Below are 25,480 nucleotides of genomic sequence, written 5' to 3'. Positions count from 1 at the left end.
TTGCGGTGGCTTCTCGCTGGCTGCGAGGCGGCCGGCGACTCAGCGCGAGAAGGCGGGCGGCAGGCTGCCTTCGGCGCGCCAGGTATTGAGGCGGCGGTAGATGGTGGCGGGGTTGATGCCGAGCAGCGTCGCCGCGCGCGGCACGTCCTGGCCGGCGCGGAGCAGGGCGGCGAGGATGGCGCGCTTCTCGATGGTCTTCATGTCCGCCAGGTCGAAGGCCCAGACATCGGCGGGGACGCCGGGCGGGGATGGCTCCGGCAGGGATAGCTTTGGGGGGACCAGCTCTGGCGGGGCCGGCTCCGGCGGGGCCAGCTCTGGCGGGGACGGCGTGGCGGCGGGGGACGCGGGCAGGTCGAGCCCGGGGCCGGGCTCCGATTCCGGCTCGGCGGGTGGCGGCATCCAGGCAGCCGGTGCGACGATCGGGGCCGCGACAGGCGGCGGCGCGACGATCGGCCAGGCGGCGATCGGTAAGGCGGCGGGCGGCAAGGCGGCGGGGGTCGCGGCGCGCGCCGGGGCGGGCATGCTGGCGCCGCGCAGCAGCATGGGCGGCAGCATCGCCGGCTCCACCCGATCGCCGTCATGCAGCACGACCACGTTGCGGACCACGTTCTGCAGCTGGCGGATATTGCCGGGCCAGGGATAGCCGAGCAGCGCCGCCTCGGTCGCCGGGGCGAAGCCGCGGAAGCCGCGGTTCTCCTCCTTCGCCATCAGCCGCAGGAAATGCCGGGCGATCAGCAGCACGTCCTCGCCGCGCTCGCGCAGCGGCGGCAGCTCGATCGGCACGACATAGAGGCGGTAGTACAGGTCCTCGCGGAAGCGGCCGGCCTCGACCTCGGCCAGCGGGTCGCGGTTGGTGGCGCAGACGAAGCGGACATCCACCTTCTCCGGCCGGCTCGCGCCCACCGGCTGGAAGCTGCCGGTCTGGACGAAGCGCAGCAGCTTGGCCTGCATCTCGAGCGGCATCTCGCCGATCTCGTCGAAGAAGAGCGTGCCGCCATCGGCCGCCTTGGCGGCGCCGATGCGGTTGTCGGTGGCGCCGGTGAAGGCACCCTTCACATGGCCGAAGATCTCGGATTCCAGCAGGTCGCGCGGGATGGCGGCGCAGTTCAGCGCGATTAAGGGCTTGCCGGCCCGTGGGCTCGCCTTGTGGACGGCTTCCGCGGCGAGTTCCTTGCCGGTGCCGCTCTCGCCGGTGATGAAGACATTGGCCCGGCGCAGCGCGACGCTCTCGATGGTGCGATAGACCGCCTGCATGGCCGGGGAGCCGCCGATGAAGCCGTGGAAGCGGTCCCGCCCGAGCTGCGCCTTCACCTGCTGCAATTCGCGCGTCAGGGCGCGGCGGTCCAGCACGTTGCCCAGCGTCGTGGTCAGCCGCGCCTTGGCATAGGGCTTGACGACGAAATCCGCCGCCCCTTCCCGCATCGCCTGCACCGCGGTGCCGATCGAGGCATTGGCGGTGACGACGATGACGGCGCTGTCGATGCCTTCCTCCCGCAGCTGCTGCATCAGGCCGAAGCCGCTGCCGTCGGGCAATTCGAGGTCGAGCAGGATGGCATCCGGGCGGTCCCGCCGGGCGGCGTCCAGGCCGGCGGCGGCGGTTGCCGCCAGCACCATGCGGGTGCCGAGGTCGCGCAGCATGGCCTCGGCCAGGGCGGCATGGACCGGGCTGTCCTCGACCACCAGCACCAGGGCGCTGCTCATCGGCCGACCGTCGCCTCCAATGCCTGATGGGACTCGGCGATGGCGGCGGCGAGCGCGGCCAGCACCGGCGCCGGGTCGGGCGGCGGCGGGGTATCCATGAGCCGGCGCGCCAGGGCCTCGACAGCGGCGGCGCCGATGCCGCCGGCGCCGCCGGCCAGGCGATGCGCGGCGCGCTGCCAGGCGGTGGCGTCGCCGGCGGCGGCCTGCATCGCCCGCAGCATGGCGGCGCTGTCCTCGACATAGCGCCGGGCCACCTCGGCCAAGTCCTCCGGCGCCAGATCCTCGGCCAGTTGCCGTAGGGTGGCGGCATCCAGCACGGGCGGTACCAGCATGGGCGGCATCAGATCCGCATCCCCAGCAGGGCGGAGCCGCGGATGCGCCGGGCGAGGCCGGCGGCCATGGCCGGGGCGAGCCGGGCCAGCCGCAGCGCCTGGCGTTCGAGCTCGGCCCGCAGCGAGGGATTGTCGCGGTCGTTCATCACCGTGCCGAGCAGCCGGGCGCCGGCCTTGCGCAGCGCCTGGCTGGCTTCCCGCACGGCGGAGGTCGGGGTGCGGCCGGCGAGGATGACGAGGAGGGAGGCCTCGGCCGCGGCGGCGGCGGCGAGGCCCGGCACGCCCTGGGCGGTGCCGGCCACCAGCGGCGCGGTATCGATGACGACGGTATCCCAGTCGCGCAGCCAGCCGGCCACCGCCTCCCGCAGCCGGGCCGGGTCGCGCCAGGCCTCGATCGCCGCGGCGCCGGGTTCGGCCAGCAGGCCGAGGCCGCCATGGCCGAGCCGCTGGGCCTCGCCCGCCACGGCGCGGCGCTCGCCGATCTCCGTCCCGCGGCGATCGGCGACCAGCCGCAGGCCGCCCGGGTCCCGCCGGCGTTCCAGCGTCACCACGCCCTGGTCGGTGACGAGCTGGCGCTCCCCGCCGCGGGGGCGGCCGAGCCGGGCGCCGAGGCCGGGATGCTCGGTGTTCAGGTCGACCAGCAGAGCGGAGCGGCCGGCGCAGGCGGCGCGGCGCCACAGCGCCTCCGCCACCGAGGAGCAGCCCTCCCCCGGCCGCGCCGCGACCACGGCGATGCTGCGGACCCCGGCGCCGGTGACGGCGCGCCAGAGGGCTTCGGTTTCGGGATGGCGGGGATCGAGGCGCATGGTGTCAGAGGGCCTTCAGCAGCGCGAGGATCGAAACCACCGAGACGACGTCGCGCAGGTTGTCGAAGAAGATGCGCCAGTCGCTCTGCGAGGAGCTTGGCACATAGACGGTGTCCCCCGCGCGGACCACGGGCACCTGGCGGAAGTCGCCGCTGCGGGCGAAGGCCGGCAGGTCGAAGCCGCGCGCCTGCTGGGTGCAGCAGGACAGGTTCACCACCAGGATGCGGTCCTGCAAGGCCTGTGCCGTCGGCCCGCCCGCCTCGGCCAGCAGGTCGAGCAGGCTCATCCCGTCGTGCCACTGGTAGCGCCCCGGCTTGCCGACCGAGCCCAGCACCCGCACCACCTGATTGGCCGGGATCTCCAGCCAGCTGCGGGAGCGGTCGGGGACGTAGATGACATCGCCCGGGCGGATGCGCGGCAGCAGGCTCTCGTCCCCCGTCTCGAAATACTGCGCGAGGTTCAGCCGCGTCACCCGGTCCCGCGCCTCGCCGCGATGGGTGACGCGGATGTTGAGGATATCCGCCGAGGTGGTCGGGCCATCGGCGGCGGCCAGCACGTCGAGGAAGCTCAGCCGGTCCTCGAAGGCATAGCGGCCGGGCTTGCCGACGCTGCCCATGAGGTAGATCGAGCGCTCGGTCGATTGCCGCAGCCAGGTGGCGCGGCTGTCGTTCGGCGTCACCGGCTGTTCCGGGACATTCACGGTATAGCCGGCGCGGATGCGCGGCAGGGCGGCGATGCGGCCGCCCTCGGTCAGGAAGCGCTGCAGGTTGAAGCTGGTGGCGCGGCCGCCGGCATCGCCGGGCAGGACCTGGACATTGGTCAGGTCGCCGCGTTCGTTGGGGCCGCCGGCCTGGGCGATCAGGTCGATCAGGCTCATCTCGTCGGACCACTCGAAGCGCCCGGCGGCGCGCACCGCCCCGAGCACCCGCACCGCGCGGCCGGGCGGGGTACGGAGCCAGGAGGCCTGCTCGCTGCCCTGGGTCTTCTCCGGCACGAAGACGGCATCGCCGGGGGCGATCTGCGGCGGCCGGCCGCCGGCGCCCTCGACGAAGCCGCCGAGGTCGAAGGCGACCACGGTGCGGCCATCGGCGCGGATGATGCGGAGCTGGCGGGTCTCGGCGAAGCGGGTCGGGCCCCCGGCATTGGCCAGCAGGTCGAAGAAGCCGGTATCGGCGCGGATCTCGAAGGCGCCGGGCCGGGCCACCTCCCCCATCACATAGGCGACGCGGGGGCCCTGGCGGACCTCCTCGGTCTGCACCGGGACGAAGATGGTGGTGCCCTGGGCGAGCGGCGCGTTCAGCGCGGCATCGCCGGTATCGAGGAAGCGCTTGAGGTTGAAGACCCGCGGCTCGGCGCCGGCGATCAGGCGGATCTGCTCGGTCCCGGCATAGCGGGTGACGCCGCCGGCCCGCATGATGGCATCCATCACCGTCATGCCGTCCCGCCAGGCGAAGGTGCCGGCCTGGTTCACCTCACCGAAGACGCGGACCGAGGCGCGGTCCTCCGCCGCGTCGCCGGCGGCGAGGCTGCGGGCATCGAAGGGCACCTCGACATTGCCGGTCATCGGGCTGGCGGGGACGAAGATCTCGTCCAGCGGGCGCAGCGCCGGCAGGCCGCGGGCATCGCCGCTGTCGAGCCATCTCTTGTAGTCGAAGACGCTGGTCTGGCCGCCGCGGCGGAGCTGGATGCGGTCGAGCTGGGCGCCGGGCGAAAGGCCGCCGGCGGCATTGATCGCCATCTGCACATTGGCCCCGGCCGGCAGCTCCACCGGGCCGGGGGCGCGGACGAAGCCGAAGACGGTCAGCAGCAGCCGGCGTTCCTTCAGCACCAGGCCGAAGCGGGTGAGGTCGCGAAAGCTGCCGGCGAGGGCCTGGCGGACCCTTTCGCGCGCCTGGGCCAGGGTGAGGCCGGCGACCTCCACGGCACCGACCTCGGGCAGGGTCAGCCGGCCCTCGCGGTCGATGGCGAAGGGGGTGGCGAAGCCCTCCTCGCCCGGCAGCAGCACCTGCATGACGTCGCCGACGTTCAGCCGCACCGCGCCGTTGCCCGATGTGCCGCCCGGCTGCGCCCGGGCCGGCTGGACGAAGGCAAGGCCGCAGGCCAGGACCAGGAGCAGCAGGCGCCAGCGCATCAGCGGCATTCCGTCGTGGGTTGGACCGTTATGGGCCGGGGAGTATCCGGCAGGGTGCCGAGCGCCAGGCGGATGGCGCTGGCTTCGGTCCCGAGCTGGTCGAGCGTGGCCATGGCATCGCCGGGCAGCCCGCCGAGGTATTCCCGCTTGGCCCGGGCGGCGGTGCGGCGGGCGAGCTCGATGCGGCCGGAGAGGCGGCCCTGGGCCTCGGCGAGGCCGGCGAGGCGGTCGAAGCGCGCCAGGTCGCAGTCCAGCCGCCGGCGCAGCGCCGGGGCTTCCTGCGCGGCCGGCGGCGGCAGCGGCATGGCCTCGGCAAGGCCGCCCTGGCCGGTCGGCGGCCAGCTGGTGCAGCCGGCGAGCAGCGGCACGGCCAGCAGCACCAGGGCGAGGCCCGCGAGGCCGCCACGCATGCTCAATGCGCCGGCGTGCCCCAGGCGAGGGCCGCCAGGGGCTGGTGACGGCGCGCGGCGCGGGCGGCCGGCAGGCCGAAGACCCGGGCGAGGCCGAGGTGGCGCAGCAGCTCCAGCGGCTGGCCCTGCGCGCCGGCGAGGGTGAGGCGGCGGCCGAGGCGCTTGGCGAGGAAGGCCAGGGCGCCGAGGCCGGCGCCGTCCAGGAAGCCGACGCCGCGGAGATCCAGCACCACCGCCTGCGGGGCGTCGGCGACCACCCGCTCCACCGCCGGCCGCAGCGCATCGGCCGCCACGGCGTCCAGTCGCCCGCTGAGCGAAAGCGTCAGAGCATCCTCCCCAATGCGTATCGCGAGGTTCATCGTCCCAATCTCTCCATCCTGTCCAGCGTAATCGCCGCCGGGGTCGTTGCGATAAGGGCAAGGGGCGTGCCAGGGCCGGGCGGGGGGTGGTTTCGCTGGCGGCCTCGCGCGCTGCGAGGCCGCGCTGGCACGGCCGCTGCAGCCCGCGACGGCGACGGAGCGGAGAATCGGCGATGGACGAGATATGGCTGCTGCTCGACAGCCGCGGCATGGGCGGGATCGAGAGCCATGTCGCCGAGCTGGCGGCGGGGTTGCGGGAAGCGGGGCTGCGGCCGCGGGTGGTCTTCCTCGCCGACCATGGCGCGCATCCGCTGCGGCAGCGGCTGGCGGCGGCGGGGCTGCCCTGGGTTGCCCTGGCCGGCGGGCTCGGCGCGCTGCGGCGGGCGATCGCCGCCGGGCGGCCGCGGCTGCTGCATACCCATGGCTACAAAGCGAACCTGCTGGGCCGGGTCGCGGCTCGGCTGGCCGGGGTGCCGGTGGTCGCCACCTATCATGCCGGGGAAAGGCCGCCGGGACGGCTGGCGCTGTACGATGCGCTGGACCGCTGGACCTCCGGCCTCGGCGGCCGGCTGGCGGTGAGCCGGCCGATCCTGGCGCGGCTGCCCTGGGGCGGCGTGCTGGCACCGAATTTCGTGGCCCTGCCCGAGGATGCCGTGGCGGCCGCGGCGGCGCCGGGGACCATCGCCTTCGTCGGCCGGCTGGCACCGGAGAAGGGGCCGGACCTGTTCTGCCGGCTGGCGGCCGGCTTCGCCGCCGAGCCCGGGGCGCGCTTCGCGGTCTTCGGCGATGGCCCGCTGCGGGCGGCCTGCGCGGCGATGGCACCCGATGGCCTGCGCTTCCATGGCGCGGTCGCGGGGATGGAGGCGGCCTGGGCCGGGATCGGCCTGCTTGCCGTCACCTCCCGCGCGGAGGGGCTGCCGCTGGCGGCGCTGGAGGCGATGGCGCATGGCGTGCCGGTGGCGGCCTTCGCCATCGGCGGCCTGCCGGAGCTGCTGACCGAGGGGGTGGACGGCTTCCTGGTGGCGCCGGGCGACCTCGAGGGCTTCGCCGCGGCGCTGCGCCGCTGGCGGGCGTTGCCGGATGCGGCGCGGGCGGCGATGGCCCGGGCGGCGCGGGCGACGGTGGAGCGGCGCTTCGGCCGCGTCGCCGGGGTGGCGCGGGTGCGGGAAGCCTATGCGGCGGCGCTGGCGGGGTGATGGGAGGAGCAGCGAGGGCCCCTCCCCTTGGGCCAGTTCAGGCCCGCACCGCGGCGAGCAGCCCCGCCGCGGCTTCGCGCGCATGGCGGCGGCTGGGCTGGCGCAGCAGCGCGCCCAGCCGCAGCAGGGCGCCGCGCCGGGCGCGGCCGCCGGCCTCCGCCGCCTCGGCTTCCGCCACCAGCAGCCGGGCGGCGCAGGCGGCCAGGGCGGAGGGGTCCTGCCGCTTCGCCGCCGGGCCGTGCTGGCGTGCCAGGGTCCGCAGCGCGGCGAGGCGGGCGGTGCCGTTGCGGGAGGTGGCGCCGGGCCGGCCGATGGAATAATCCGCCAGGACCCGCGGCAGGCAGCCGACCGGCGCGCGGGCGGCCAGCGTCAGCCACAGGTCCCAGTCCTCGGCCGAGGGCAGCATCTGGCCGAAGCCGCCGACCTGGCGCAGCAGCCCGGTGCGGGCGACCACGGTGGAGGTGCCCACCACATTCTCCGCATAGAGCTGCGCCAGGGCATCCTCGCCCAGGGTGAAGCCTTCGCTGCGGCCGGCATGGCGCGCCGCGAAGCGGGGCCAGAAGGCGAAGCAGGTGCCGCGGTCCTCGCCTTCCATCGTCACGTGCCGGTAGTCGGTGAAGGAGAAGCCCAGCTCCGGCCGGGCCGCATGCAGCGCGAGCTGCTGGTCGAGCTTTCCCGGCCGCCAGCGGTCGTCGGCATCGAGGAAGGCGACCAGCGGCGCCCGGGCGGCGGCCAGCGCCAGGTTGCGGGCAACCGAGGGGCCGCGCGCCGGCCCGGCCAGCAGCCGCAGCCGCGGGTCGTGCCGCGCCGCATGCGCCAGCAGCAGGCCGGTGCCGTCGGTCGAGCCATCGTCCACCACCAGGATCTCGAGATCCGGCCGGGGGCAGATGGAGGCCAGGGCACGCGGCAGCCAGCGGGCGACGTCGCGGGCGGGGATGATGATGCTGACGCTGGGCGGGGTCTCGGGCATGGGCCACTCCGGGAAGTATCTCCGCCGGGTGAGCAATGGCCGGGCCGGCCGCGGCGACGGCCTCTCGCAGGCTGCGAGGCATTGGGCGGCGGCGGGCGGCACGGCGGCTGCTGCTGGCCGCGGCACCTGGAGGCCGCCATGCCGTTCGATTCCGCCCATTCGCCCATCCGCTCCCCCGCCCCCGCCCCTCGGGCCGTGCTCTACGTCCTCGCCGATTTCCCGGTGCTGTCGGAGACCTTCGTCAGCAACGAGATCCGCGCCATGCGGGCGCTCGGCCACCGGGCGGTGCCGCTGGCGCTGCGGGCGGCGGAGGCGCGGCACCAGCCGGAGGATGCGGCGCTGCGGGCGGAGACGCTGCAGCTGGCGGCGGAGCCGGCCGGGGCGGCGCTGCGGGCCGCCCTCGCCCGGCCGCTGGCGCTGGCGCGGGCCTGGCGCTTCATCGGGGCGCAGCGCGGCCTGCCGGCGCGATCCCTGCTGCTGGCCGGGGCGCGGGTCGCGGCCATCGCCCGGCGGCTGGGCTGCAACCATGTCCATGCGCATTTCGCCCATGCCGCCGCGGCGACCGCCATCGCCGGCGCCCGGCTGGCGGGGATCACCGCCTCCTTCACCGGGCATGGCTTCGACATCTATGGCCAACCCCGCGGCCAGCCCTGCGACCTGGCGCTGAAGCTGCGGGCGGCGGATCTCGCGATCGCCGTCTGCGACGACATGCTGGCCGACCTCCGCCGGCTGGCGCCCGGGGCGCGGCTGGCGATGGTGCCCTGCGGCGTCGATCCGGCGCGGTTCCGCCCGGCCCTGGGGCAGGCCTGCAACGGCCGCCTGCTGGCGATCGGCCGGCTTGCGCCGCAGAAGGGCTACGAGGTGCTGCTGGAGGCCCTGGCCCGGCTGCCGCCGGCGGCGCGGCCGGGGCTCGACGTGGTCGGCGAGGGTGCGCTGCGGCCGGCGCTCGCGGCGCGGATCGCGGCACTCGGCCTCGGCCGCTGGGTGCGGCTGCTGGGGGCGCGGGACAGCGCCTGGATCGCCACCGAGGCGCCCGCCTATCTCGGCCTGGTCGCGCCCTTCGTCATCACCCCGGAGGGCGACCGGGATACCGGGCCGATCGTGCTGAAGGAGGCCATGGCGATGGGGCTGCCGGTGGTGGCCTCGGCGCTGATGGGGATGAAGGATACGCTCGATGCCGGCTGCGGCCGGCTGGTGCCGCCGGGGGATGCCGCGGCGCTGGCGGCGGCGCTGGACTGGCTGGCGGGGCTGCCGCCGGCCGAGCGGCTGGCGATGGGCCTGCGGGGCCGCGCCCGGATCGAGGCCGGCTTCACCCTGGCGGGCCAGGCGCGCAGCCTCTCGGCCGCCTTCGCGGGACTGCGGGCATGAGGGCGCGGCTCGCCCGGCTGCCGGCGCCGCTGCGGGCGGCGGCCTGCTATGCCCTGGCGCTGCTGGCGGCGCGCGGGCTGGGGCTGGCGCTGCTGCCGCTGACCACGGCGGTGCTGCCGCCGGCCGAATTCGCCCGGCTGGAGCTGCTGCTGAGCCTCGGCGAGATCGGCGGGCTGCTGCTGGGCGCCGGGCTGGTGGATACGCTCTATCGCTTCGCCGCCAGCGACGGCCGGCCGGCGGTGGCGCGGCTCGGCGGGCTGGGGCTGGCGCTGGGCGGGGTGGGGCTCTGCCTTGCATTGCTGCTGGCGCCGCTCGGCGGGCTGCTGCCGCTGCCGGCGGCACCGGTCGAGGTACTGCTGCTGGGCATCGCGGTGGCGCTGGACGTGGCGCTGGGCGTGCCGCTGGCGACGCTGCGGCTGGATGGCCGGGCCAGCGCCTATGCCGCCAGCCTGGTGCTGCGCGGGGTGCTGCAGGCCGGGCTGGCGGCGGTGCTGCTGCTGGCCGGCTACGGGCTGGCCGGGGTGCTGGCGGCGGCGGTGGCGGCGGCGGCGGTCAGCCTCGCGCTGCTGCTGGCCGGCCGGGCGCGGCAGGGCGAGCTGAGCCTGCGGCCGCAGGGCTGGGGCCGGCTGCTGGCCTATGGCGCGCCGCTGACGGCCAGCGGGCTGGCCGCCTTCGCCCTGGGCTCGGCGGACCGCTGGTTCCTCGCCGGGGCGGTGGCGCCGGCGGCGCTGGCGCATTACGCCCTGGCGGTGAAGCTGGCCCTGGCGGCGGCCTGCCTGACCCAGCCCTTCGAGCTCTGGTGGTATCCGCGCCGGCTGGCGCTGCTGGGCCAGGCGGATGGCGCGGCGCGCAGCGCGGCCATGGTCGGGCTGGGCGGGGCGCTGGTGCTGCTGGCGGCGGGGGCGACGGCGGTGGCCGGGCCGGTGCTGATCGCCTGGGCGACGCCCGCCGCCTATCACCCCGCCGGCGCCATGGTGCCCTGGCTGGCCCTGGCGCTGGCGCTGCAGTCCCTCGGCAGCCTGGTGAATGTCGGCTGCTATGCCGGGCGGACCGGGGCGCAGCCGCTGGCGGTGAACGGGCTGGCCGCGGTGGTGGCGCTCGCGGGCTATGCGGCGCTGGTCCCGCCGCTCGGCGTGGCCGGGGCGGTGGCGGCGACGCTGCTGGCCCAGGCGGTGCGGCTGGTCGCCTTCCACCGGCTTTCCGCCCGGCGCGCGCCGATCCGCTATCCGCTCGGCCGGCTGGCGCTGCTGGCCGGGGCGGTGGGGCTGGCGGCGGCGGTGCCGCAGGCGATGGGGCTCGGTCCGCTGGGCCTGGCGACGGCGGTGTCGGGACTGGCGGCGGCGGCCGGGCTGGCGCTCGGGCTGGGGCTGCTGCCCTGGCCCCGGCGGGCGGCGGCGCCGGGAGGACTGGCGCATGCATGAGGCGATCGGCCGCCGCACCCAGATCCTGGTGGCGCTGGGGGCCTGCACGCTGGCGGCGGGTGCCGCCGTGCTGCTGCCGCATCCGCTGGTGCTGGTCGTCATCGCCGCCCTGCCGGTGGTGGCGGTCTTCGCCTTCCGCAATCCCTTCCTGCTCTGCCTGCTGTTCATCCTGTTCACCTTCTTCCGGCTGCACGAGGCCTTCCCCGCGCTGAACCCGCTGCGGCTGCCGAACCTGCTGGCGCTCGGCTCGCTGGCGGTGCTGGGGGCCTGGGTGGCGACCAGGCGGCTGCGCCTCGCCTGGGGGCCGGAGCTGAAGATCTTCAGCATCCTCTTCGGCCTGATCACGCTCGGCGTGCCATTGGCGAGCGGGCGCGACATCGCCATCGCCTATTGGAAGGATACCTACGTCAAGATCGCCATCATGACCTTCGCCATCGCCTCCCTGGCGCGGCGGCCGCGGGACTTCGCGCTGGCGATCCGCGCCTTCGTCGTCGCCGGGATGCTGGTCTCGGGGGTCGCGCTGTACAACAGCCTCAACGGCATCGGCCTGGTGGAGGGCACGCGGGTGACGGTCGCGCGCGACATGCGCTCGGTGCTGGGCGACCCGAACGACCTCTCGCTGGTGCTGCTGTTCCCGCTCTCCTTCGCGGTCGCGCTGCTGCTGACGGCGCGGACCGGCATCATGGCGCGGCTGCTCGGCCTGGCCGGGACCGGGATGATGATCGCGGCGATCCTGGCGACGCAGAGCCGCGGCGGGCTGCTCGGCATCGTCGCGGTCTGCGGCGTCTTCGGCGCCCGGCGCATCAGGTCGAAGGCGGTGCTGCTGGGCGGCGGCGGGATCGGGCTGCTCGGGCTTTCCGTCGTGGCCGGCGTCGGCGGGCGGCAATCCGGCGGCGCGGCGGAAAGCGGCGCCATCGACGAAAGCGCGATGGGACGGCTGGAGGCCTGGAAGGCAGCCTGGCGCATGGCGATCGGCCGGCCGCTGACCGGCGTCGGGCTCGACTGCTACGTGGCGAATTTCTACTACTACTCCGACTGGTGGGAGGGCTTCGCCAAGGCGGTGCACAGCACCTGGTTCGCGGTGCTGGCCGAAGGCGGGCTGCCCGGACTGGTCGCCTTCGTCATGATGTGCGTCCGCATCATCCGCACCGCCATCGCCGCCTGCAACGCCCTGGCGCCGGCCGCACGCGGCGAAGGCTACGAGCCGGCGGGCTTCGCCATGGCGCAGGCGGTGCTTTCCGGCATGGCGGGCTTCATCGTCTCCGGCACCTTCCTGACCCAGGCCTTCACCTGGCCGGTCTATATCCTGCTGGCGCTCGCCGCCGCGCTCGGCCCCTATGCCCAGGCCGCGCGGGAAGCCGCAGGGAGCCTCGCCGGGAGCGAGAAAACCCGGCACGCGACGTGAAGATGCTGGTGCAGCACAGGGGAGTTGCTGCACATGGCCACCTTTCTCGTCACCGGCGGCGCCGGCTTCATCGGCTCGCACCTGACCGACGCGCTGCTGCAGGCGGGGCATCGCGTGCGGGTGCTGGACGATCTCTCGACCGGCAGGCGGGCCAACCTCGATCCGCGCTGCGAATTCATCCTCGGCGACGTCGCCGATGCCATGGCGGTGCGGCGCGCGGCGCAGGGCACGGCGGGGGTCTTTCACCTCGCGGCCATCGCCTCCGTCGCGCGGTCCAACGAGGAGTGGTGCGGCACCCACCGGGTGAATGCCGCCGGCACCGTCGCGGTGCTGGACGCGGCGCGGGCGGTGGGCCGGGTGCCGGTGGTCTATGCCTCCTCCGCCGCCATCTATGGCGACCAGGGCGCGGGCGCGATCAACGAGACGGCGCGGCCGGCGCCGATGACCGCCTATGGCGCCGACAAGCTGGCGAGCGAGCTGCATGCCGCGATCGGCTTCGGCATCCATGCGGTGCCGAGCATCGGCTTCCGCTTCTTCAACGTCTATGGGCCGCGGCAGGACCCGGCCTCGCCCTATTCGGGCGTCATCTCCATCTTCGCCGCGCGCATTGCCGCGGGGCTGCCGGTGGCGCTGCATGGCGATGGCCGGCAGACCCGCGACTTCGTCTATGTGCTGGACGTGGTGCGGCACCTGGTCGCGGCGATGGCGCTGCTGCGGGCGGCGCCGCAGGCCGCCGTGCTGAACCTCTGCACCGGCCATGGCACCGCGATCCGCGAGTTGGCGCAGGTGATCGGCGAGACGACGGGAGGCGCGCCGGCGCTGCAGCCGGGGCCGGCGCGGCCGGGCGATATCCGGGCTTCCGTCGGCGACCCGGCCAGGGCGCGGGCGCTGCTGGGGCTCAGCGCCGAAACCAGCCTGCGGGAGGGTATCCGGGCGACGCTGGCGGCGCTGGCGCCGCCGCGGCGCGACGCGGCCTGAGGCCGGCCGTCAGCGGAGCAGGATGGGCGTCAGCCCGTGCTTCTCCGCGGCGCGGGCCAGGGTGCCGTCGGCCCGGGCGGCGGCAATGAAGGCATTGATCTCGGTGAGCCAGGCGGCCTCGCCGCGGGCGACCGCATAGGCATAGGGGGTCTGGCCGAAGCCTTCCGGCGGGGCGATGATGCGGGCCCAGTCATGCATCAGCACCATGCGCCGGGTATAGGGATAGTCGCTGACGAAGACATCGGCGCGGCCCGCCTGGACCTCGGCCTCCCGCGTCGCGGGCGGGCGCACCACCACCATCCTCGCCTGGGTCAGCGTGCCGCGCATCAGCGGCTCCATCAAGGTACCGGCGGCGACGGCGACCGAGACGCCGGGCCTGTCGATATCCTGCCAGCCGCGGATGCGGGTATTGACCTTGGTGGTCACGCCATAGACGGCGCTGGTGATATAGGGCGCGCTGAAGTCGATGCGCTGCTGCCGCGCCGGGGTGATGCCGACGGCGAACATCGCCACGTCGCAATCGCCGGCCTCCAGCCGGTCCATGAATTCGGTGAAATTGGTCTCGAAGAAGTCCAGCCGCACCTGCAGCCGCCGGGCGAAGGCCTGCGCCATGTCGATGTCGATGCCCTCGAGCTGGCCGGTGCGCGGGCTGCGGTAGGAGACGGCGAAGTAGTCCGGCCAGATGCAGACCCGGAGCAGGCCCTGGGCGCGGATCGCCTCCAGCCGGCCGGCATCCTGCGCCAATGCCGCGCCGGCCGCGAGCAGGCAGAGCGCCAGGAACAGGGGGCGGAGGCGGGGCATGGCTGGCGCTTTCCGGTGGCGGCCCGAAATCTGGCGCCGAAGCCGGGCGGATGGCAAGCGGCGCGGTCAGGCCACGAGGATGCCGGCGAGGCTCGGCACCGCGGCCAGCAATGCGCGGGTATAGTCGTGCTGCGGTGCGGCGAAGACCTGCGCCGTCGGCCCCTGCTCGACGATGCGGCCGCGCTGCATGATGGCGACCCGGTGCGCGATGTGCCGCACCACCCCGAGGTCATGCGAGATGAAGAGGTAGGAGGTGCCGAGGCGGCCCTGCAGGGCCAGCAGTTCCTCCAGGATCGCGGCCTGGACCGAGATGTCGAGCGCCGAGGTGGGCTCGTCGCAGACCACCAGCCGCGGCGCGCCGGCGAAGGCGCGGGCGATGGCGACGCGCTGCTTCTCCCCGCCCGAGAGCTCGCGCGGGAAGCGCGACAGGTAGCGCTCGCCGAGCTTGGTGGCCTCGAGCAGGGCGATGACGCGGGACCGCAGGCTCTCGCCCGGCGGGAGGGCGCCATGGAGCTCGAGCGGGCGGGCGATGATGCGCTCGACGGTCCAATGCGGGTTCAGCGCCGCGTCGGGGTTCTGGAAGATGAAGCCGATGCCGCGCTGCTGCGCGCGCGGGCGGTGCTGGACCAGGGGCGCGATGACGGCATCGGCCAGGCGGATGGCGCCGGCCTCGGGCCGGATCAGCCCGGCGACGCAGCGGGCGAGGGTCGACTTGCCGGAGCCGCTTTCCCCGACGACGGCGAGGGTGCGGCCGGGCGGGACGTCCAGCGTCACCTGGTCCACGGCGCGGACCCGCGGGGAGCGGCGCAGGAAGGGCAAGGTCAGGGCGCCGCCGAAGGATTTCTCCAGCCCGACCATCTGCAGCAGCGGCCGGCCGCTGGCGGCGGCCTCGGCGGCGGTCTCGGGCAGCGGCGCGGGCGGCGGCAGGGCGAGCGTGTCGCGGAAGTGGCAGCGGCTGGCATGCGGGGTGCCGAGGAGTGCCGGCATCTCGGCGCTGCAGACGGCCTCGGCCGCCGGGCAGCGCGGAGCGAAGATGCAGCCGGGCGGGACGTCGCGGAGGTCCGGCAGCCGGCCGGGGATGGCCGCCAGGTGCCGGCGCGGGCCGTCGACGCTGGGCAGGGCGCGCATGAGGCCGATGGTATAGGGGTGGCGCGGGCGCCCGAGGACCTCCGCCATGCTCCCCTGCTCCACCATCTGCCCGGCATAGAGCACGCCGACCCGGTCGCAGACCTTGGCGACCACGCCGATGTTGTGGCTGATGAACAGCACGGCGACGCCGGCGGCGCGGCGCAGGTCGTTGACGAGGTCGAGGATCACTGCCTCGGTAGTGACGTCGAGGCCGGTGGTGGGCTCGTCCATGATGAGCAGCTTGGGGTCGCAGGCCAGCGCCATGGCGATGACGACGCGCTGCTGCTGGCCGCCCGAAAGCTGGTGCGGGTAGCGCGCCGCCATGCCGGTGGGATCCGGGAGCTGGACCTGGGCGAGCAGGGCGACGGCGCGGGCGGCGGCCTCGGCACGGGAGGCGCCGCGGTGCAGGCGGACCACCTCGGCGATCTGCTCGCCGATCCGCAGCGCCGGGTTCAGCGCGCTCATCGGGTCCTGGTAGACCATGGCGGCGAGGCGGCCGCGGATGGCGGCCAGCGCCGCCTCCGGCAGGGCCATGATGTCCTGGCCCTCCAGCACCACGCGGCCGGCGGCCGTCGCGCCGCGCAGGTAGCGCATGATGGAATAGGCGATGGTGCTCTTGCCGGAGCCGCTTTCGCCGATCAGGCCGAAGGCCTCGCCCGGGGCGATGGCGAAGGAGACGTCGCGGACCGCGGCCAGCGCGCCGCCGGCGACGGGATAGGTGACGGAGAGCCCCTCGACTGAGAGGGTCGCGGCTTGCGTCGCGACGCGCGGCGGCAGGTCCAGGGTCGCGCTCACCGGCCGCGCTCCCCGCCCGGCAGGGCGACGGCGCGGCGCAGCCGCTCCCCGACCAGCACGGTGCCGACCGAGACCAGGGCGATGGCGGCGCAGGGGAAGATGACCAGCCAGGGGGCGATCTCGATGAGCTGCTGGCCGTCCCGGACCATCAGCCCCCAGGCCGGGGTCGGCGGCGTCACCCCGATGCCGAGGTAGGCGAGCGAGGCCGCGAGCAGGATGCCGGAGGTGACCCGCAGGCTGAAGTCGACGATGACCAGCATCAGCACGTTGGGCAGCAGCTCCCGCAGCAGGATGAAGCCGGCGCCCTCGCCGCGGGACCGCGCCGCCTCGATGAACTCGCGCCGGGCCAGGTCCTGCACCACGGCGCGGACGAGGCGGGCGGAGCGGGGCCAGAAGACCAGGGCGATGGCGGCGACGACGTTGACCGGCGCCGGGCCGAGCATGACGACGATGAGCATGGCGAGGATCAGCCCAGGGAAGGACATCAGCGTGTCCATCACCCGCATGATCGCCTCGTCCACCGCGCCATGGCGGTAGCCGGCGAGCAGGCCCGTCGCGGTGCCGAGCAGCACGCCGAGCGCTGCGGCGGCGAGCGCCAGCAGCAGGGTCGGGCGGGCGCCGACGAGGACGCGGCTGAAGACGTCGCGGCCGAATTCATCGGTGCCGAAGGGGAAATCGAAGCTCGGCGGCTCGAGCGAATGCAGCGGGTCGAAGGCCGTCGCGGAATGGGGCGCGATGAAGGGGCCGAGGCCGATGGCGATGACCATCAGCGCGACGAAGACCAGCGGGCCGGGGCCGAAACGCAGCATCCCGGTCAGCCACGCAGCCGCGGGTTCAGTAGTAAGGAGGCAACGTCGGCGGCGAGGTTGCCGAAGCCATAGGCCGCCGCCACCACCAGCACCCCGGCCTGGATCGTCGGGATGTCACGGTAGCCGACTGCCGTCGTCATCATCTGGCCGAGCCCGGCGTAGGAGAACAAGGTCTCCACCACCACCAGCCCGCCGATGGCATAGCCGACATACATGCCGATCTCGGCGATGGTGGGCGGCAGGATATTCGGCAGGGCATGCTTCACCACCACCGTCCGGAAGGGCAGGCCCTTGAGGATGGCGGTGCGGACATAGGGCGCCTCCAGCGTCTGGATCATGGTCGCGCGCGTCACCTGGCTGATGAAGGCGAGCATGCCGGTGACCAGCACGGCGACGGGCAGCACCAGCGCCTCCGGCCGGTGCAGCGGATTCTCGTTCGGATCCATGAGGGAGGAGCCGGGCAGCAGATCCAGCCAGATGCTGAAGACCAGGATGAGGACGAGGCCGGTGACGTATTCCGGCAGGGCATAGGTGCCGACGGCGACGCCGCTGATGCAGCGGTCCAGCCAGCGGCCGGGGCGCAGCGCGGCGAGGACGCCGAGGGCGATCGACAGCGGCGCGGCGATGCCGAGGGCGAGGCCGCCGAGGATGGCCGAATTGCCGAGCCGGCCGAGCAGCATCGGCGTGATGGGCTGGCCATGCTGGAGCGAGCGGCCGAAGTCGCCGGCCAGCATGCCGCCCATCCAGTGCAGGTAGCGCTGGGCGACCGGGGCATCGAGGCCCAGCTTCTCCCGCAGCGCGACCACCTGGGCCGGCGTCGCCATGTCGCCGAGGATGGCCGTCGCCACATCGCCGGGCAGCACGTTGACGATGCCGAAGGTCAGCACCGAGACCGCGAGCAGCACCAGCGCCAGCAGGCCGAGCCGGCGCAGGATGAAGCCGAGGACCACCATGCCGTCAGGCGCTCAGCCAGAGGCCGCGGGTCTCCATCACGCCGAAGCGCGGCGGGGCGAAGCCCTGCAGCTTGTCCGAGGTGACGCCGACGTAGTTGCGGAAATAGGGGATGATGCGGTCGGAGCTGGCATGGATCATGGTCAGCGCCTCGGCGGCCAGCGCCTTGCGCTTCGCCAGGTCGACCTCGGCGATCATCGCATCGAGCTTGGCGTCCAGGCCGGGGGCGGCTTCGATCCCGCTGTAATTGTAGATGGCCTTGCTGTGGTAGTACTTGTGCACGCCGTCGAACAGCGTGGCGCTGCCGCCCCAGTTCGAGGTGTAGAGCGGCATCTTGCGGGCGACGTTGGCGGCGTATTCGGTATAGGGAATGTCCCGCACCCGCAGCGTCACGCCGATGCGGGCGGCGGCCTCGGAGAAGGCCAGCACCATCTTCGGTGCCGGCGGCCGGTCGCTGGTGGTCCAGAAGTCGAGGCTGATGGGGCCGCCGAGGCCGGCTTCCTCCAGCAGGCGCTTCGCCCGCGGCAGGTCCTGCTCATACTGCGGCAGCGGCGGCAGGTAGGGATTGCCGGGTGGCAGCGAGGTATCGTTGCCGATGGCGCCCTGGCCGAACAGGGCGGAGGCGAGGACCGTCTTGCGGTCCAGCATGTACCTGAAGGCCTCGCGCACCTTGGGATTATCGAAGGGCGCCATCGTGCCCATCATCTGCACCGCCTGGTGGTCGCCGGTCACGCTGGAATAGGCGCGGAAGCCGCGGGCGCTGCGCATGGCCAGGAAGGTCTCGGCCGGGATGGCGGTGATGAGGTCCACCTGGCCGCCGCGCAGCGCCGCCTGCATCGCCACCGCCTCGCGGATGAAGACCATGCGGACGCCGTCGAGGTGGACGGTGCCGGCATTCCAATAGTGCGGGTTGCGCTCGACCGTCAGGCTGCTGCCCGGCTGGAAATCTTTGAAGACGAAGGGGCCGGTGCCGTTCGGGCTTTCGCGCAGCCCGTCGATGTTCTTCGCCGGCAGCATGCAGCAGCCGCGATAGGCGAGGTTGACGGCGAATTCGCCGAAGGGTGCGCGCAGGACGACGCGGACCTTGTGCGGCCCCTCGGCGCGGACCTCCTTGACCGGGCCGAAGCAGCCGAAGGCGAAGCCGGCGCGGGCCCGGTCCATGCTGCGCTCGATGGTGGCGACGACATCGGTGGCGGTGAAGGCATCGCCGCTGTGGAACGTCACGCCCTCACGCAGGGTGATGACCCATTCGGTGCCGCCCTGCTCCGCGGTGCAGGCGGTAGCGAGGGCAGGCACCGGCTGGTTCTCGGCATCGAGGCCGAAGAGGTTGTCGTAGACCATCTGGCCATAGTCGGCGCCGGAGAAGGAATTGGTCTGCTGCGGGTCCAGCGTGTCCGGGCCATCGGGGCGGCAGAAGCGGAGGATGCCGCCCTTGCGGGGCTGGGCGGCCGATTGGCCGAAGGCACTGGCCGGGAGGAGGAGGCCGCCGGCGGCGAGCAGGCCACGCCGGGAGATGGAGGTGGAGTGGGACATGGCGCAGCCCTCCGCTGGTGGCCGCACCCCCGCAGGATGGCGGCCGATGCCGGGAGGATAGCCGCTTCGCCCGGCCGCGCACCCTCCGCAAGCCATGCCCAGGGGGGGCAAAACGCGCCATCGCGGCTGGAATTGCCCGGCGATCGGTCAGCCCGGGGATGCCGCGCCCAGCGAATGGGCGGCCTGGGCAAGGGAGACCGTCCTCACCATCCCTTCAGGCTTTGCTGAGATGGTGGTGGCCGTTCACGGATAATGAAGGCCTGTACCATGCCTGCTCCGACCGCCTCCCCGTCCCGGATCGCCGATGCGGGACCGGCCCCGCTGCCGCGGCGCCTGACCTGGCGCCTGGGCGGGCTGGGCCTGCTGCTGCTGGGCTGCGGGCTGGCGCAGGGGCTGCTGGGGCTCTGGCCCGCCCTGTCCGGCGGGCCGCCGGCCGGGGAGGCGGGCATCCTGCTGCCGGCGCTGCTGCTCGCGGTGATGCTGCTGGGCTGGCTGGCCGTCAGCTGGATCCTGCGGGATGCGCTGCGCCGGCTGGAGGCGATCCGCCGCTCCGTGCTGGCGGGGGCCGAGGGGCCGGCCGGGCCGGTGCCGCATAGCGGCGATGCGGATGAGATCGGCGCCTTCGCCCGCGGCCAGGCGACCCTGGCCCAGGCGGCGAGCCAGGCACGGCTGCTGACCGAGGAGCTGCGCGCCTCCCGCACCATGGCGGAGCGGCAATATGCGGCGATCGACCAGCATACCCAGGGCTTCGGCGCCTCGGTCTCCGGGGTGATCTCCTCCCTCGCCTTCTCGGTCGATACCATGCAGAGCTTCGCCGGCGAGCTCTCCGGCGCCGCCGCCAATACCGAATCGCAGGCGCGGCATACCTCGGAGACGGCGGTCGAATCCTCCGCCCGGCTGGAGGAGGTGGCGGCGGCGGTGGAGCAGATCTCCGCCTCGGTGAACGAGATCGCCGGGCGGGTGGCCGCGGCGGCGCAGGAGACAAGGCGGGCGGTGGATTGCACCACCGCCTCGGATGTCGCGGTGCAGAGCCTGGCGGAAGGGGCGGGCCGGATCGGCGCCATCGCCGACCTGATCCGCGACGTCGCCGCCCGGACCAACCTGCTGGCGCTGAACGCGACGATCGAGGCGGCCCGGGCCGGGGAGGCCGGCAAGGGCTTCGCCGTGGTGGCGCAGGAGGTGAAGGCGCTGGCGACCCAGACGGCGCGGGCGACCGAGGAGATCAATCAGCAGATCGCCGCCATCCGGTCCTCGACGCAAGGGGTGGTGGAGGCCATGCGCGACGTCGGCGATACCACCCGGCGGATCGATGAAGCAGCCTCGGCCATCGCCGCCGCGGTGGAGCAGCAGGGCGCCACCGCGCGGGAGATCGCCGGCAAGGTCCAGGCCGTCTCGGCCGCGACCCGGCAGGCGGCGGAGGCGATGAGCGAGGTGACCGGCGCGACCAACCAGGCGCAGATGACCAGCGCGGTGGTGCTGGATGCCGCCAGCGACGTCGGCCGGCAGGCGCATGCGCTGCGCGAGGAGGTGGATGATTTCCTTGCCGCCATCCGCTCGGACGGCGGTAACCGGCGCAACTACGAGCGGCTGCCGCTGCAGGGCGTGCAGGTCGGCGTGGAACTGCCGGAGGGGCTGCGGCCGGCCGAGGCCATCGACATCTCCCGCAGCGGCGTGGCGGTGCGGCTGCAGGCGGACGTGGATGCCGGGACCCTGCTGGCGGTGATGCTGCCCGATGAGGCCGCGCCGGTGGCGGCGCGGGTGGTGCGGGCCGGCGACGGGAAGCTGGCCGTCAGCTTCCGCCAGGATGCCGAGACGCTGGCGCGGATCGAGCGGGTGATCGACCGGCTGCGCGGGGCCGGACGGATCGCCGCCTGAAGCGGGTGGCGCGTTAGCGCTTCCTTCAACCAAAGGGGCGTTGAATGCGCCCCGGGGCCGGCGACAGTCGCCCCCAGGATTGGCCCGCCGGGCCGGCCCGGACCGCAGCACAGGGTGGAGGCCCAGTTCCCGTGAGAGATCTCGCTTCGGCAATCCGCAACCAGCCACCGGCCGAACACGACTACGACTGGGACGCGCTGCACATGCCGGGCGCCGTGCAATCCTATGGCGTGCTGGTGGTGGCGGATCCGCAGAGCCGGCGCATCGAGGCGGTGAGCGAGAACCTCGCCAGCCTCTTCGGCATCGCGCCGGAGCAGGTGCTGGACCGCCCCTTCGCCAGCCTCTTCGCGCATGAGCACGAGCGGCGCGAGGCCGAGGCGGCGATCCGCCCGGAGACCATCCTCTTCCCCAACCCGATGCGGGTGACCCTGGGCGGGACGCCCTGCCATGCCGTCTACCACACCCATGCCGGCAAGCTGCTGATCGAGATCGAGCCGATCGGCGCCGAGGCCGGCGACTACGACGCGATGTCCAGCAGCGCGACCCAGGCGCTGTTCGAGCCGACCTCGGTCGAGGAGCTCTGCCGCCGCGCCGTGGACGTGGTGCGCCAGACCACCGGCTTCGACCGCGTGCTGCTCTATCGCTTCGACCCGCGGTTCAACGGCCAAGTCATCGCCGAGAGCAAGCGGGAGGGGGTGGACAGCTTCCTCGGGCTTTTCTTCCCCTCGGGCGATATCCCGGCGCGGCAGCGCGAGATGTACCTGACGAATTTTACCCGCTACCTGCCGGAGCTGGGCGCCGCCTCGCACCGGATGGTCGGCGCCGGCGGGCGGGCGCCGCAGATCGACATGAGCTATGCGAACCTGCGCTCCATCATGCCCTGCCACATCGGCTATCTGCAGGCCATGGGCGTGCAGGCCTCGATGTCCTTCAGCATCAACGTGGACGGCAAGCTCTGGGGTCTCTTCGCCTGCCACCATCATGCGCCGCGGCCGGTCTCCTACGACCGCCGGGTGGTCTGCGAGCAATCGGCCATGATGTTCATCTTCAAGCTGGTGAGCATGAGCTCCGCCGCCGCGCGGCTGGCGAAGCGGCGGGAGGGGCTGGCCCGGCTGCGCGGCGGGCTTTCGGTGGGGGCCAGCCTGGCGCGGCGGATCGCCGCGGCGCGGGCGGATTTCGCGGCCGGGCCCGAGGCCGAGAGTGCCGGCGCCATGGTGCAGCGGGCATTGGCCGCGGTGCAGGAGGAAGTCTGCTGGCTGGTGCCGCCCGAGGAAGGGGCGCGCGCGGCGAGCGGTGCGGCCGCCACGCCCAGCGCGGCACAGAGGATCCTGCTCGACCTGGTGGAGGCCGATAGCGCCGCGGTGGTGCGGGGCGGCCAGGTGCATCGCATCGGCGAGGCGCCGGGCGAGATGACCATCTATGCCATCGCCTCGCTCTTCGGACGGGAGCTGCCGGATATCCGGCTGGAACAGCCGCGCGCCTTCGCCACCGACAGCCTCGCGGCGGTGGTGCCGGCGGCGGCGGAGGTGAAGGACCGGGCCGCCGGCGTGCTGGCGGTCTCGCTCTCGGCGGAGCGGCCGGACTACCTGCTGTGGTTCCGGCGCGAGCTGGTGGTGCAGGCGACCTGGGCCGGCAATCCCTCGGATCTGGCGACGGAGCCGACGGTGGATGGCCGCAATCCGCGTTCCTCCTTCGCCCGTTGGCAGCGGGACATCCACAACCTCTCCCGCGCCTGGGAGATCGAGGATGTGCAGGTGGCCGATGAGCTGGCCGGGGCGATCCGGGCGCTGGAGGGCGGCAGCACCGGCAGCGTGACGGTGGCACGGCCGCTGCCGATGCGGCCGCGGCCGCAGCCCATGCTGGCCCGCGCGCCGGAGCCGCCGATGGGCGGGCCGACGCGGCGCGTGGTCCGCATTTCCAACTACTGATCCTTCGTCAGGCCAAGTCGAGAGCCAGGGAAAACACCCATGTCCGAATTCGAGATCACGCTGAGCGCCAATGACCTGGCCGCCATCCTGGCGACCAAGGGCACGCTCGACAGCAAGGTGAGCCAGGTCTTCAAGTCGAAGAGCGACGAGGCGCTGAAGCTGGAGCGGAAGGAGATCAACATCGACTTCCGCAGCCTGGCCTCGCTCGATGCCTCGGCGGCCGGAATGCTGATGTTCTTCAACTACGCGGCCAAGTCGAAAGGCAAGTCGATCGCCATCAGCAATGCCAGCCCCGGGGTGCTGCAGGTGCTGAACCGGGCGAACCTCGGGAAGATGCTGACCATTCGCTGACCCTGAATGGAGGAATGGTGGCGATGTCTTCCCTTCTGGCTTCCCTGCGGGAGGCGACCCGCGAGGCGCATGCGGCGATCGAGCAGGTGCCGGCGCTGGCCCGGATGCTCGACCCCGGGCTGACCCGCGCGGAATATGCGGCGACGCTGGCACGGCTGCATCGCTTCCACGCGGCGCTGGAGCCGCGGCTGGTGGCGGCCTTGGCCGGCAGGCCGGCGGCGGCGGCCCTGGCCGCGGCGGGGCGGCCCGGGGCGCTGGCGGCCGACCTCGCGGCTTTGGGCAAGGTGGAACCCGGGCCGGCGCCGGAGGCGGCCTTGCCCGGACTGCCGGACGCCATGGCGGCGCTCGGCTGCCTCTATGTCATGGAGGGATCGAGCCTGGGTGGCCGGGTGATCGCCCGGCGGCTGGTGGAATCGATCGGCGTGACGCCGGGCCAGGGCGGACGCTTCTTCGGTGGCCAGGGGGCGGATGCGGCGCGGGCCCGTTGGCGGGTGCTTTCCGACCTGCTGGAGGAGGCCGGGGCGGCGGCGGGCCCGGCGGAACGCGCGAGCCTGCTGCGGGGCGCGACCGAGAGCTTCACCCGGCTGGGCGATTGGATGGCGGGGATGCCGGCCGTCCCCGGCCCGGCCAGGGCGGCATGGCCTCCAGCGGCGGCCTACGCCCTGGCCATGGCGGCGCCGGCCCTGGCTTCGGCCGGCCCGTCGCGCTGAGCCCCCTTCCCTGCCGCATGCATTCCGAGAAAGGACAGGCGCCATGTCGCTGACCGAGACCCAGGCCCGGGCGCTGCCGAATCCCGGCAGCTATGCCATCGAGGAGAATCAGGCGGGCGCGCTCCGCTTCACCCTGAACCGCACCGGCCGGCGGCCGCTGCGCTTCGAGGGCTGGCAACTGGTGGAGGCGAGCGGCCAGGCGCCGGGGGCCAGCGTCTGGTACGACATCAATGTCTACGAGACCCGGGCCGGCACGGTGGTGGTGGAGCTGCTGGTGCACCGGGAGGCGGCCGGGGAGCCGGACCTGGCGCATGTCGAGGTCTTCCGCAGCCTGGCCGAGGCGGGAAGCTGGCTGGAGGCCTATTCCCCGGCCTCCGACCTGACGGTCGCCGCCGGGGTGATGCAGGCGCAGACGCCGCTGGCCTGGGCGGTGATGCAGGCGTTGCAGCTGCGGCAGCGGCTGTTCCGGATCGAGGAGGATTTCCGCACCCTGGTCTCCCAGGTGCTGTGCAGCCTGGACCTTTCCGAGGATCCGGAGGCGGCGATCTCCCCGCGCGAGGAGGCGAACCTGCATGCCGCCGAATGAGGAGGCGCAGGGCGCCTGGCTGCTCGGCCGGGCCCTGGAGTGGCAGGTGACGGCGCTGGAGGTGGCGCTGGCGGCACCGCTCCTCGCCTGGCGGACCGGGCTGGCGCTGGCCGGCGGCTGGGTGGCGCCGGTGCCTGCGCCCCCCGCCGCGATGCCGCCTGCTGCTGCGGCGCCCGAGGCAGCGGCGGCGGAGGAGGTCGATCATCTCGCCTGAATCGGGCGGCGGGCCCTTCCCCGCCATCCGTGCGGCGGCGGCGGCCTTCCGCACCAAGCTGCTGCATGTGCCGGGGCTGCGGCGGGAGGAGGATCCGGCGGCCGGCATCCAGGGCATCGCCGGGCCGGTGCTGTGGCGCAACCTGATCGGCCGGGCGCCGGGTTTCCGCCGGGCGCATCTGGAGGTGCTGGAGGTGCCGGGCCGGCTGCTGGTGCTGCATTGCTGCATCTTCCCGCATCTGGATGATGCGAGCCCGGTCTTCGGCTTCGATGTGGTGGCGGGGCCGGCGCGGGTGACCGGGCTCTTCCTCGACCTGTCGCCGGTACTGCCGGGCGATCCGGTGCCGCGGCTGGGACCGCTGGCGGGCTTTGCCGAGCGGCGGGCCAGACCGGATTGGGGCGATATCTTCTCGGATGATTTCCTGGCGATCCGCCCGGCGGATGCGGCGGAGCTGACCCGGGCGACGATGGTGGCGGGAGCGGCCTGCGAGGCGATGCTGGCCCGGCTGGTGGCCGGACATGGGCGCGGTGCCCCGGCCGAACGGGTGCGGGCGGGGCAGGCGCGTTATGTCGCCGGCCAGCGGCGCAACCCGCATACCCAGCGGATGCTGGCCGGGCTGGTCGGCGCGGAGCCCGCAGCGCGCTTCATCGCGGACGCCCTGTTCCCGGAGCCTCCGGGTGTGGATGCGGCGGTGGATCAGCGGGCCTTGGCGCTGGCCTGAA

The 25,480-nt window shown here is 74.0% G+C and carries 24 protein-coding genes; 12 read left to right on the top strand and 12 right to left on the bottom strand.

Annotation, left to right across the window (positions count from 1 at the left end):
• Window positions 1–39: 39 nt before the first annotated feature.
• From AC0IW9_RS11660 to AC0IW9_RS11635, 6 genes are read right to left on the bottom strand one after another with little or no spacing between them, the layout of a single operon-like run.
• Window positions 40–1,701: a sigma 54-interacting transcriptional regulator gene (locus AC0IW9_RS11660; RefSeq protein WP_471648414.1), complete on the bottom strand. Its 1,662-nt coding sequence runs from the start codon at window positions 1,699–1,701 to the stop codon at window positions 40–42.
• Complete coding sequence (locus AC0IW9_RS11655; RefSeq protein ID WP_471648413.1) at window positions 1,698–2,042, bottom strand: Hpt domain-containing protein; 345 nt, start codon at window positions 2,040–2,042, stop codon at window positions 1,698–1,700. The genes AC0IW9_RS11660 and AC0IW9_RS11655 overlap by 4 nt, the downstream gene beginning before the upstream one ends.
• Window positions 2,042–2,839 (bottom strand): P-loop NTPase family protein, encoded by a 798-nt coding sequence (locus tag AC0IW9_RS11650; RefSeq protein ID WP_471648412.1) that lies wholly within the window; start codon window positions 2,837–2,839, stop codon window positions 2,042–2,044. The genes AC0IW9_RS11655 and AC0IW9_RS11650 overlap by 1 nt, the downstream gene beginning before the upstream one ends.
• Before the next feature lie 4 nt (window positions 2,840–2,843).
• Window positions 2,844–4,970 (bottom strand): polysaccharide biosynthesis/export family protein, encoded by a 2,127-nt coding sequence (locus AC0IW9_RS11645; RefSeq protein ID WP_471648411.1) that lies wholly within the window; start codon window positions 4,968–4,970, stop codon window positions 2,844–2,846.
• The gene (locus AC0IW9_RS11640; protein ID WP_471648410.1) at window positions 4,970–5,380 is read right to left on the bottom strand and encodes a hypothetical protein; all 411 of its coding nucleotides are present in this window, start codon (window positions 5,378–5,380) and stop codon (window positions 4,970–4,972) included. Before AC0IW9_RS11640 ends, AC0IW9_RS11645 begins: the two co-directional genes overlap by 1 nt.
• A 2-nt stretch (window positions 5,381–5,382) precedes the next feature.
• Window positions 5,383–5,739: an STAS domain-containing protein gene (locus AC0IW9_RS11635; RefSeq protein ID WP_471648409.1), complete on the bottom strand. Its 357-nt coding sequence runs from the start codon at window positions 5,737–5,739 to the stop codon at window positions 5,383–5,385.
• A 173-nt stretch (window positions 5,740–5,912) separates the two neighbouring features.
• Here AC0IW9_RS11635 and AC0IW9_RS11630 point away from each other — a divergent pair, with 173 nt between their 5' ends.
• Entirely contained in the window at window positions 5,913–6,935 is a 1,023-nt protein-coding gene (locus AC0IW9_RS11630) for a glycosyltransferase (protein ID WP_471648408.1), read from the top strand.
• Between the two features lie 37 nt (window positions 6,936–6,972).
• Here the strand turns inward: AC0IW9_RS11630 and AC0IW9_RS11625 are convergent, their stop codons facing one another.
• Window positions 6,973–7,905: a glycosyltransferase family 2 protein gene (locus AC0IW9_RS11625; RefSeq protein ID WP_471648407.1), complete on the bottom strand. Its 933-nt coding sequence runs from the start codon at window positions 7,903–7,905 to the stop codon at window positions 6,973–6,975.
• Window positions 7,906–8,043: 138 nt separating this feature from the next.
• Here AC0IW9_RS11625 and AC0IW9_RS11620 point away from each other — a divergent pair, with 138 nt between their 5' ends.
• The 4 genes from AC0IW9_RS11620 to AC0IW9_RS11605 are packed head-to-tail and all read left to right on the top strand — an operon-like array spanning window position 8,044 to window position 13,077.
• Complete coding sequence (locus AC0IW9_RS11620; RefSeq protein ID WP_471648406.1) at window positions 8,044–9,273, top strand: glycosyltransferase; 1,230 nt, start codon at window positions 8,044–8,046, stop codon at window positions 9,271–9,273.
• On the top strand, window positions 9,270–10,694 hold the full coding sequence (locus AC0IW9_RS11615; RefSeq protein ID WP_471648405.1) for a lipopolysaccharide biosynthesis protein: 1,425 nt from the start codon (window positions 9,270–9,272) through the stop codon (window positions 10,692–10,694). The genes AC0IW9_RS11620 and AC0IW9_RS11615 overlap by 4 nt, the downstream gene beginning before the upstream one ends.
• Window positions 10,687–12,099 (top strand): O-antigen ligase family protein, encoded by a 1,413-nt coding sequence (locus AC0IW9_RS11610; protein ID WP_471648404.1) that lies wholly within the window; start codon window positions 10,687–10,689, stop codon window positions 12,097–12,099. Before AC0IW9_RS11615 ends, AC0IW9_RS11610 begins: the two co-directional genes overlap by 8 nt.
• A gap of 33 nt (window positions 12,100–12,132) precedes the next feature.
• Window positions 12,133–13,077, top strand: coding sequence for an NAD-dependent epimerase/dehydratase family protein (locus AC0IW9_RS11605; RefSeq protein ID WP_471648403.1), 945 nt, complete (start codon window positions 12,133–12,135; stop codon window positions 13,075–13,077).
• A 9-nt stretch (window positions 13,078–13,086) separates the two neighbouring features.
• Here the strand turns inward: AC0IW9_RS11605 and AC0IW9_RS11600 are convergent, their stop codons facing one another.
• The 5 genes from AC0IW9_RS11600 to AC0IW9_RS11580 all read right to left on the bottom strand — a co-directional run bounded on the left by AC0IW9_RS11600 (window position 13,087) and on the right by AC0IW9_RS11580 (window position 19,094).
• The gene (locus AC0IW9_RS11600) at window positions 13,087–13,878 is read right to left on the bottom strand and encodes a substrate-binding periplasmic protein (RefSeq protein WP_471648402.1); all 792 of its coding nucleotides are present in this window, start codon (window positions 13,876–13,878) and stop codon (window positions 13,087–13,089) included.
• Window positions 13,879–13,944: 66 nt separating this feature from the next.
• Complete coding sequence (locus tag AC0IW9_RS11595; protein ID WP_471648401.1) at window positions 13,945–15,801, bottom strand: dipeptide ABC transporter ATP-binding protein; 1,857 nt, start codon at window positions 15,799–15,801, stop codon at window positions 13,945–13,947.
• Entirely contained in the window at window positions 15,798–16,610 is an 813-nt protein-coding gene (locus AC0IW9_RS11590) for an ABC transporter permease (protein ID WP_471648400.1), read from the bottom strand. Before AC0IW9_RS11590 ends, AC0IW9_RS11595 begins: the two co-directional genes overlap by 4 nt.
• A gap of 5 nt (window positions 16,611–16,615) precedes the next feature.
• On the bottom strand, window positions 16,616–17,563 hold the full coding sequence (locus tag AC0IW9_RS11585; RefSeq protein WP_471648399.1) for an ABC transporter permease: 948 nt from the start codon (window positions 17,561–17,563) through the stop codon (window positions 16,616–16,618).
• A gap of 4 nt (window positions 17,564–17,567) precedes the next feature.
• The gene (locus AC0IW9_RS11580; protein ID WP_471648398.1) at window positions 17,568–19,094 is read right to left on the bottom strand and encodes an ABC transporter substrate-binding protein; all 1,527 of its coding nucleotides are present in this window, start codon (window positions 19,092–19,094) and stop codon (window positions 17,568–17,570) included.
• Between the two features lie 267 nt (window positions 19,095–19,361).
• Between AC0IW9_RS11580 and AC0IW9_RS11575 the strand changes: the two genes are divergently transcribed.
• The 7 genes from AC0IW9_RS11575 (at window position 19,362) to AC0IW9_RS11545 (ending at window position 25,479) form a co-directional block, all read left to right on the top strand.
• A complete protein-coding gene (locus tag AC0IW9_RS11575; protein WP_471648397.1) occupies window positions 19,362–20,969 on the top strand; it encodes a methyl-accepting chemotaxis protein in 1,608 nt (535 codons plus the stop codon).
• A 131-nt stretch (window positions 20,970–21,100) separates the two neighbouring features.
• Window positions 21,101–22,897, top strand: coding sequence for a GAF domain-containing protein (locus tag AC0IW9_RS11570; RefSeq protein ID WP_471648396.1), 1,797 nt, complete (start codon window positions 21,101–21,103; stop codon window positions 22,895–22,897).
• Between the two features lie 39 nt (window positions 22,898–22,936).
• Window positions 22,937–23,248 (top strand): STAS domain-containing protein, encoded by a 312-nt coding sequence (locus AC0IW9_RS11565; RefSeq protein WP_471648395.1) that lies wholly within the window; start codon window positions 22,937–22,939, stop codon window positions 23,246–23,248.
• A gap of 23 nt (window positions 23,249–23,271) precedes the next feature.
• Window positions 23,272–23,958 carry a biliverdin-producing heme oxygenase gene (locus AC0IW9_RS11560; protein ID WP_471648394.1) on the top strand — a complete coding sequence of 229 codons (687 nt, stop codon included), beginning with the start codon at window positions 23,272–23,274 and terminating at the stop codon, window positions 23,956–23,958.
• Between the two features lie 43 nt (window positions 23,959–24,001).
• Window positions 24,002–24,544 carry a hypothetical protein gene (locus AC0IW9_RS11555; protein WP_471648393.1) on the top strand — a complete coding sequence of 181 codons (543 nt, stop codon included), beginning with the start codon at window positions 24,002–24,004 and terminating at the stop codon, window positions 24,542–24,544.
• Window positions 24,531–24,758, top strand: a complete 228-nt coding sequence (locus AC0IW9_RS11550) for a hypothetical protein (protein WP_471648392.1) — start codon at window positions 24,531–24,533, stop codon at window positions 24,756–24,758. The genes AC0IW9_RS11555 and AC0IW9_RS11550 overlap by 14 nt, the downstream gene beginning before the upstream one ends.
• Before the next feature lie 67 nt (window positions 24,759–24,825).
• Window positions 24,826–25,479, top strand: a complete 654-nt coding sequence (locus tag AC0IW9_RS11545; RefSeq protein WP_471648391.1) for a hypothetical protein — start codon at window positions 24,826–24,828, stop codon at window positions 25,477–25,479.
• The last annotated feature ends 1 nt before the right edge of the window (window position 25,480 follow it).

Source organism: Belnapia sp. AC561 (assembly GCF_979252845.1).
Note: the sequence above shows the minus strand (reverse complement) of the source record. Positions and strands in the feature narration are given on the sequence as shown.